Raw genomic sequence first — 7,527 nt, 5'->3', positions numbered from 1 at the left:
TGAAGGCGTGTAGGGGCGTTTCTTATTGCCTTTTAGTGCATGCGCCTTCGCCCTCGGGCATAGCAGGTGACCGTTCCTGTTCCCGCCGGCATGCTTCGACATGCCTCCTGGTACGCCTGACTCAGATCCACGCTCCAATCGCATTCGCGCGCGAAGCAGCGGACGCCGTCCCGGGTATTATCCTTCCCGTGTGCCGAAACCTGTCGCCGGAACGCCCTTGATAACCGCACGACCTGACCGGTTACGGTAACTTCCGGCCCCCGCTTTCAAGCGAAGCAGGAAAAATCGAGGGTCTTCCAATTTATGAATAGTTCAAAACATGTAAAATCTCTTGACAGACGGCAATAATAACTAAACATTTGTTTTGTATATATTTCATTTCTACCTTCCGTGCGGGACCTGTCGCGTCCTCGAACGATTTATGCCGTCCGGGAGGACGGAGAAAGGTCTTGTCTTATGACAGACAACAATACACCCCAATGCTGTGGCCGGTTCATGCTCCTCGCGAACGGCGAGGTTTCCTGCTGGTACTGTCCGATATGCGGAACCCGCAAGACTCAGGAGGGTACGGTCATGACGCAGGGCGAACCGGATGTGCGCGCTGATTCCCTCTCCGATGGACGAGTCGCCGCGAGGGGGGACGCAAGACCAGATGAACCGCATACCGGAAGAAGTGGGGACGAGGTCCCGGACGGCGGCCCCGCGGGTCCTGCCCTGGTTACGGATTACCAGCCGAGGTGCTGGAAATGCGGCCGCGTGCTGGGCAGATACTTCTCGCGTCCCTGGAGCATCAGGTGCCGGAGGTGCAAGGCGACGAACCAGGACGCATTGAAAGGAACTTGAGCCATGCATGCGGGAAAATAGAACCAAATGTGTTTTTTTTGAAGAACCCTCTTGACAGACATGCTAAACATAAGTATAGTACTGTCATCCTGCCCGTGCAACGCGCACGGGCGTGATTAAAAACTGAATCAGAATACCCTCGCGTCCCTTAGCGGACCCGCACCCCGCGGACCTTCAGCGTCCCCGTGCTACTTCTGATCGAACCACGGCACGGGGATTTTTCATGCCCTTACCCGACAAATCCGATTTCTCGACCGCACGGCAAAAGGCGCGCCCGGACGGAATATGCGCCGGGCCGCTCGCCCGTTGCGGCGTCCTGTTCACTTCTCTGCCTGCCGCAAGTCAGGATCAGGAGCAATTCGAAATGCCCGAGAACGTCTCGGTCTGGATCGTCGTCATCGGCGTCCTGGTCGCGCTATGGATTTTCATCTTCAAGTTCATCGCTCCCTTCGTCGACCGCATGACCATGCGCGAGGTACGCCTGACGAAGATCGAACGGGACATCGAAAACCTGACCGCCAAGATCGATCTGATCTACGAGGTCGTGCTCGATAGGCACAAGGAGCAGGAATGAAGCGGCAACGCGCAGATGAGAGATCGCTCGGCAACGGTCCGAGAGTCGCATCCGGCTGGCATTACGCCGCCGTCACGCAGTTGGAGGGGGAGGAGCGATCCATCCGGGTAGCGGCCCGGCGGGAACGCGTCCTTCCGTTTATCGCCATGAACGCGGACGCTGGCGATCCCGCGTGGGACACTCCCGCGCTCGAACTCCGCCGGCGGAGCGAGCGCGAGACCCCGGGTCGTGGGGTTCGCAGGGCGGAAGCGTTCGTATCGTTCACCGCAGTACACAAAAGGTCTTCCTTCCCCGGAGGCTTAGGGCCCTCCGCGCCGGGGAGGGAAGACGAGGAGGTTTGCATATGAAGTCGTGGCCGTACTTCCCGAACCAGGTCCTTTCCTCGCCGGACACCGGCAGGCACGAGATGGACGAGCGTTTCATGCTCAGGCTCGTGCTGCTGCGCGAGGAACTCGGTTTCCCTTTGATCGTCACGTCGGCGTACAGATCGCCCGAGCACAACACCAAGGTGGGAGGCACGCCCCGTTCGGCCCATATGGCCGGCCGGGCCGTGGACATCGCCATTTCGGGTGACAAAGCTCACAAGCTCGTTCGAATGGCGCTGATGCTCGGGTTCACCGGCATCGGCATCAGGCAGCGGGGAGACTACAGGAGCCGTTACGTGCACATCGACGATCTCGACAAGGCGCCGGGCATTCCCAGGCCGGCGATATGGAGCTATTGACAACCCGGACCGGGCGAGGGCCCGGCCGGTACAAACTCATCTGCCAACAGGCGCATACCATGAAAGGAAACATCATGCTTCGCGTTTTACTGTGTTTCATGCTGCTCGCGGCGTGGCCGGACCAGGCCGCGCGCGGCGGAGTGCCGGGGGCTCCGCCTTACCCGGCGCCTCCGCAAAACCGGGCGCCGCAGACGGTCAGCTACATCGACGTCGGGACGCTTTACGTCGGCGGCTCCTCGGCGACGGTCAACGCCTCGTCGTACTTCTCCGATCCGGATGACGACACGCTCACCTATTCGGTCAATTCACCTTCTCCTACAATCGCGACAGTGAGTATATCGGGAAGCACGGTAACGATCGCCCCGGTAGCCACGGGTTCGACGGGCAAGATCATCGTGACGGCCAGGGATCCGGGCGGTCTCACCGCCACGCAGGACTTCACCGTCACCGTGCAGGCTACCCCGCCGCCTCCACCGCCTCCGCCACCAGTGAACAGGGCGCCTACAGCGGTGGGATCCATCTCCGATATGACGCTGCAGGTGGGCGGCTCCTCATCCACCCGGAGCGTTTCGGGCAAGTTCTCGGATCCGGACGGCGACACGCTCACCTATTCAGTCAATTCACCTTCTCCGACGATCGCGACAGTGAGCATATCGGGGAGCACGGTCACGGTCGCGCCCGTCGCCGCCGGCACGACGGGCAAGATCATCGTGACGGCCACCGACCCGGGCGGTCTCACCGCCACCCATGACTTCACCGCCACCGTGGAGGCGGCCCCGCCGCCGCCCCCACCACCGCCGCCAGTGAACCGGGCGCCTGTGGCCGTGGGGTCCATCTCCGATGTGACGCTCCGGGTGGGCGGCTCCTCATCCACCCGGAGCGTTTCGGGCAAGTTCTCGGATCCGGACGGCGACACGCTCACCTATTCGGTGAACAATCCGAGTCCGTCGGTCGCCACGGTGAGCATTTCGGGTGGCACCGTCACGGTCAAACCCAAGACCGCCGGCATGACCAGCAAGATCATAGTCACGGCCAGGGATCCGGGCGGACTGACCGCCACGCATGACTTCACCGCCACCGTGGAGACTCCTCCACCGCCACCGCCTCCACCGCCGCCACCGCCTCCACCGGTGAACCGGGCGCCCGTGGCCAGCGATACCCTGTCGAACTGGGAGGTGAACGTGGGCGCCAGCGCCTTCACGGTCTCTGTGTCGGGCAAGTTCTCGGATCCGGACGGCGACACCCTCACCTTCTCCGCGTCGTCTTCCGATACGTCCGCTGCGACGGCGAGCGCATCGGGCAGTAACGTGACCGTCACGCCGGAGACCGGGGGAACGGCCACCATCACGGTTACCGCCAGAGACCCCGGTGGACTTACTGCATCCTTGTTCTTCACGGTCAAGGTCAACCGCGGGCCCACAACCAGCGGTTCCCTGTCGAACCATACGGTGAACGTGGGCGCCAGCGCCTTCGACGTCTCGGTATCCGGCAAGTTCTCGGACCCCGACGGCGACACCCTCACCTTCTCCGCGTCGTCTTCCGATACGTCCGCTGCGACGGCGAGCGCATCGGGCAGTAACGTGACCGTCACGCCGGAGACCGGGGGAACGGCCACCATCACGGTTACCGCCAGAGACCCCGGTGGACTTACTGCATCCTTGTTCTTCACGGTCAAGGTCAACCGCGGGCCCACAACCAGCGGTTCCCTGTCGAACCATACGGTGAACGTGGGCGCCAGCGCTTTCGACGTCACGGTGTCCGGCAAATTCTCGGATCCGGACGGCGACACCCTAACCTTCTCGGCGTCGTCTTCCGACACGTCCGCGGCGACGGTCACCGAGTCGAGCGGGACGCTCACCGTCACGCTGCAGACAGGCGGCACGACGACTATCACCGTCACCGCGACCGATCCCGGTGATCTCTCGGCATCCCTGACTTTCACCGTCACCGTCACCGATACCGACACCGGAAACGCAAATCAACCACCGACCGTTTCATGGCCCATTCCGGATCAGTCCCTGGAAAGGGACGGTTCGTCCAGATCGGTGATTCTCTCGAGCAAGTTCTCGGATCCCGACGGCGATGTCCTCGATTATTCGGCCACATCATCGGACACCTCGGTCGCAACGGTGAGCGCGTCGGGCAGCCAGATGACGATCACCCCGGGCGCGAACGGCACTTCGACCGTAACGGTCATCGCGACGGACCCGGGCGGATTGACCGCCTCGCAGACCCCGACGATAACGGTGAGCCGTTCGCCTGTAACGAGCGGGACTATACCGATGATGGTACTGGCGAAAAGTGATCAGTCCCGGTCGATCGACGTGGCATCCTATTTCTCGGACCCCGACGGCGAAGCGCTCACCTATGAGGCGACCTCCTTGAACACCGATGTCGCGACGGCGAGTGCCGCGGGAAGCACGGTAACGGTCACCCGGGTCGCTTCCGGAACCGGCCTGGTGTGGGTCACCGCGACCGACCCCGGCGGACTGTCCGTTCTCCAGTACATGACCATCCAGGTAGAGAACCGGCCTCCTGTGACGGAAACGGGCATCGCGGACCAGACCCTCTACCTGGCCGATGCCTTTCGAAGAGTCGATCTGGCCGACAAGTTCTCGGATCCCGACGGAGAGACGCTCGCCTTTACGGCGACTTCATCTGACGAGCGAATAGCAACGGTGGCAGCGGGAGGTACTACCCTGCGGATCCGGCCGTTGGCGCGTGGAAGGACGACCGTGACCGTGCGTGCGACCGACCGCGGAAACCTGTACGTCGAACAGACCTTCACCGCCACGGTGGCGAATCAGAATCCACGAGCGGTGGAGCCGTCCATCGGAGACCAGACGCTGTACATGCTGGGCGGTTCCCGGGAGATCAACGCGACCCTCTACTTCACCGACCCCGATGGAGACCGGCTATCCTACGCGCTTGCCTATCAGGACTCGAGCATCGTCGCGGCCGGCGTCGTGAACGGAAAGGTCGTACTCAGGCCCGTTTCCCTGGGATCTACGGGCAAGATCTTCGTGACGGCCCGGGACCCCGGAGGACTGACCGCGGTGCAGGATTTCACCGTCACGGTCGTAGCCGGCGCGCCGCCGACACCGACGAACCGCGTTCCCGTTGCCCAGGGAACCGTACCCGTCGACAGCCTGTATCTGCTTGGTCCGCCGGTCACGATAGACGTGACGCCCTACTTCTCCGATCCCGATTCAACCGACGTTCTTTCCTATACGGTTTTGTCTCAGGACCCTGAGAAAGTGATCGTAAGCATATCCGGCAGCACCGTCAAGATCACCCCCAAGGGTCTTGGGAGTACGGGCAAGATCGTCGTGACGGCCCGGGATCCCGGAGGCCTGACCGCCGACCAGGATTTCACCGTCACGGTCGTAGCCGGCGCGCCGCCCGTACCTCCAAACCGGCATCCGGTTGCCGAGGGAAACATAACGGTCGAAACCCTGTACGTGGAAGGCCCCTCGATCACGATAGACGTGACGCCCTATTTCAGCGACCCGGATGACGATATACTTGCTTTCTCTCTCTCGGTCGCATCCCAGGACTCTACGGTCGTTGACGCAAGCAGGGTGGGGAGCGAGATCACGCTCAGGCCTGTCGGGGCGGGATTTACGAGCAAGATCGTCGTCACGGCCACCGACCCGGGAGGCCTGACCGCGGTGCAGGACTTCACCGTCACGGTCGTAGCCGGCGCGCCGCCGCCAGCGACGAACAACGCACCCGAGATACGTGAAACTCTGCCAGACCAGTTCGTTACGATCGGCGGAGGGATCGTGAAGCTGAACGTGGCGCCGTACTTCCGAGACCCGGACGGCGACCCGCTCACCTACGGACTCGAGGCCCAGGGCGTGGGTAAAGCGACGGTGACTATCGCGGACAGCACCCTGTCGATTGAGCCCCTCGCCCTGGGAACGACGGCGAAGAACCTGCTCCGCGCGACGGATCCGGCCGGACTCTCCGTCCAGCAGGACTTCGTGGTCTTCGTGGTCACGAACCTGGCGCCTGATACCTTGAAGACCATTCCGGCCCAGACTCTTACGGTCGCCGAAGGACCGGTGAAGCTGGACCTGTCGGTGTTCTTCTTCGATCCCGACGAGGACACGCTGAGGTATACGGCAGAATCGTCGAACACCGGCGCCGCGACGGTAGCCGTCAGCGACGACACGCTGACCATCTCGCCGGTGAAAAAGCACATGTCATCGACCGTCACGGTGACGGCGAGCGACGGCAAGCTGTCCGTTCAGCAGGAATTCGGGGTGACGGTGGACAACTCGCCGCCTCAGGTGTCTGCGGCTATTCCTGCGCGGACGATGACCGTCGGGGACAGCACCGCAACCGTGGACCTGACTGCCCACTTCTCGGACGCGGACGGGGACACGCTGACCTACGCGGCGGCATCCTCTGACACCAACGCCGTGACGGTGGCCGTCAGCGACGAATCGCTGAGGATCACTCCTCGTGCCGTCGGAATGTCGACGGTCGATGTCGCGGCTACCGACGACGACAGCGCTTCCGTCGCCCAATCCTTCAAGGTAACGGTAGAGACGCGAGAGGATGAGGATGATCCACCACCGCCTCCGCCGCCCTGTCCGGCCGGGATCATAAACGCCCCCATACCGGATCAGACCCTGTTCGTGGGCGCGGACACCACGCGGATTGATCTGACGCAACACTTCGAACACATCGATCAGGACGGTATCGAGATCACGGTCACGTCACCGAGCCCGGATATCGCCACGGCGGCCATCGAGGGAACCAGCCTGAAGATCGATCCGGTTGCGGCCGGGCGGATCGCAACCGTAACGGTGACGGTTTCAGATACGACCGAATCGAATTCCTGCACTCCGGCCACCCAGTCCTTCATGATAACGGTGGAGGATCCCCCTCTCTATCCCTGGTTGGTCTCCGGCGAGAACGTCTACCGGCCTACTGGCAATGTGGGCATCGGCGTGGAGGTTCCGGACCAGAAGCTGGTCGTGGACGGAAAGGTCAAGGCGGAGGAATACCGCCTGACGATGATCCCCGCCGACTACGTGTTCGAGGAGGGTTACGACCTCATGCCCCTGGAGGAAGTGGAGGGATACATCCACGACCACGGCCACCTGCCGGGCGTGGCCTCCGGAGCGGAGATGAAGACAAGCGGCCTCGGCGTCAGCCGGATGCAGACCACCTTGCTGGAGAAGATCGAAGAGCTGTCGCTCTATATCATCGCGCAGCAGGAACAGCTCCGCGCGCAGGACGGCCGCATTGCCTCGCAGCGGCAGAAGCTGGAAATGCGAAAGAAGCAGGCCAGTGAACTGGAACAACGGCTCAGGAGGCTGGAACAATGACTTTCAGGACGGGATCCACACCCCGCAAGACAAGAAGAAACGCA

The 7,527-nt window shown here is 62.5% G+C and carries 4 protein-coding genes; all 4 read left to right on the top strand.

Going from position 1 to position 7,527, the window contains the following annotated elements; genetic code table 11:
• Positions 1–1,207: 1,207 nt before the first annotated feature.
• The 4 genes from OXG98_19000 to OXG98_18985 all read left to right on the top strand — a co-directional run bounded on the left by OXG98_19000 (position 1,208) and on the right by OXG98_18985 (position 7,483).
• Positions 1,208–1,417: a hypothetical protein gene (locus tag OXG98_19000; GenBank protein ID MCY3774100.1), complete on the top strand. Its 210-nt coding sequence runs from the start codon at positions 1,208–1,210 to the stop codon at positions 1,415–1,417.
• Entirely contained in the window at positions 1,414–1,764 is a 351-nt protein-coding gene (locus OXG98_18995) for a hypothetical protein (GenBank protein MCY3774099.1), read from the top strand. Before OXG98_19000 ends, OXG98_18995 begins: the two co-directional genes overlap by 4 nt.
• Complete coding sequence (locus OXG98_18990) at positions 1,761–2,141, top strand: D-Ala-D-Ala carboxypeptidase family metallohydrolase (protein MCY3774098.1); 381 nt, start codon at positions 1,761–1,763, stop codon at positions 2,139–2,141. Before OXG98_18995 ends, OXG98_18990 begins: the two co-directional genes overlap by 4 nt.
• 74 nt (positions 2,142–2,215) lie before the next feature.
• Complete coding sequence (locus OXG98_18985) at positions 2,216–7,483, top strand: hypothetical protein (GenBank protein MCY3774097.1); 5,268 nt, start codon at positions 2,216–2,218, stop codon at positions 7,481–7,483.
• The last annotated feature ends 44 nt before the right edge of the window (positions 7,484–7,527 follow it).

This window comes from Gemmatimonadota bacterium, assembly GCA_026706345.1.
Classification (GTDB): domain Bacteria; phylum JAAXHH01; class JAAXHH01; order JAAXHH01; family JAAXHH01; genus JAAXHH01.
The sequence above is the reverse complement of the archived record's forward strand: the minus strand, read 5'-3'. Positions and strand labels throughout refer to the sequence as shown.

What these genes read in the sequence shown, in the direction of transcription:
- OXG98_19000 (MCY3774100.1), top strand. Translation starts at nt 1,208, where the DNA reads ATGCCCGAGAACGTCTCGGTCTGGATCGTCGTCATCGGCGTCCTGGTC.
- OXG98_18995 (MCY3774099.1), top strand. Translation starts at nt 1,414, where the DNA reads ATGAAGCGGCAACGCGCAGATGAGAGATCGCTCGGCAACGGTCCGAGA.
- OXG98_18990 (MCY3774098.1), top strand. Translation starts at nt 1,761, where the DNA reads ATGAAGTCGTGGCCGTACTTCCCGAACCAGGTCCTTTCCTCGCCGGAC.
- OXG98_18985 (MCY3774097.1), top strand. Translation starts at nt 2,216, where the DNA reads ATGCTTCGCGTTTTACTGTGTTTCATGCTGCTCGCGGCGTGGCCGGAC.